The organism is Glutamicibacter sp. FBE19, assembly GCF_015524875.1.
In the GTDB taxonomy this organism is placed as follows: Bacteria; Actinomycetota; Actinomycetes; order Actinomycetales; family Micrococcaceae; genus Glutamicibacter; species Glutamicibacter halophytocola.
On the sequence record NZ_JACKQN010000023.1, the window covers coordinates 1 to 945 of the forward strand.

The following is a 945-nucleotide window of genomic DNA, read 5'->3' on the forward strand; positions in this document are numbered from 1 at the left end:
TCGCATCCGTGTTTGCGTCAGTGTTCGCATCCGTGTTTGCGTCAGTGTTCGCATCCGTGTTTGCGTCAGTGTTCGCATCCGTGTTTGCGTCAGTGTTGTCAGCAGTGTTCGCGTCAGTCGAATCATCGGCGACAACGGTGAACGTAGTAAACGCATACGCGTTCGTCTTCACATCAGTCGCAACGATCAGGTAATTTCCGAGTTCAAGATCAGATGAATCAACCTCGAAACTAATATCTCCCTTGTCGTCAGCGGTCACGCCTTCAGGAAGAGAAGCAGCGAAAGCCTTAGCCTGGGCCAAGGTCGTCGCGCCTAGTGGGCTCTGCTCGATCTTGACTTCGCCGTTCGAGGTGAATTCCTTGCCGGTCACGGTTCCGATTTCACCCTTGATAATGCGGTTCGGAGTGATATCGATGTGAACTTCGTTCTCAACAGCGTCCTCAGGATTTACCTGGAAGTACTCAGTGTAAGTCTTTCCAGTTTCTTCGTCCTGAACTTCGACCATGTAGATACCTTCTGGCAAACCATCGGTATCAAACTTGTAATCAAAGTGACCGTTCTCGTCAACGATGACGTCATCCTGGTGAATAGGAGCCTCGTCGCCGTTCGAGTTGCGAATAGTGATCTTGACGTTACCGTCTGGAGTGAACTTGTCACCAATTACGGTAATCTCGTCCCCTTCAGTAACGCTGTCAGGCAGCACGTTCACGATCGGATGTTCCGTGTTATCCGCCGTGTTGTCATCAGTGTTATCTGAAGTGTTCTCCGCGGTGTTCACATCGGTGTTCTCCGCAGTGTTCACATCCGTGTTCTCCGCAGTGTTCTCCGCAGTGTTCACATCGGTGTTCACGTCGGTGTTCTCCGCAGTGTTCACATCGGTGTTCACATCCGTGTTCTCCGCAGTGTTCACATCGGTGTTCACGTCGGTGTTCTCCGCAGTGTTCA

Annotated in this window: 1 protein-coding gene; it reads right to left on the reverse strand. The window is 51.3% G+C overall.

Translation table 11 applies throughout. From position 1 onward, the window contains the following. A partial coding sequence (locus H6F58_RS17875; RefSeq protein WP_206693806.1) for a hypothetical protein occupies positions 1–922 on the reverse strand: 922 nt, incomplete at its 3' end. Between the last annotated feature and the right edge of the window lie 23 nt (positions 923–945).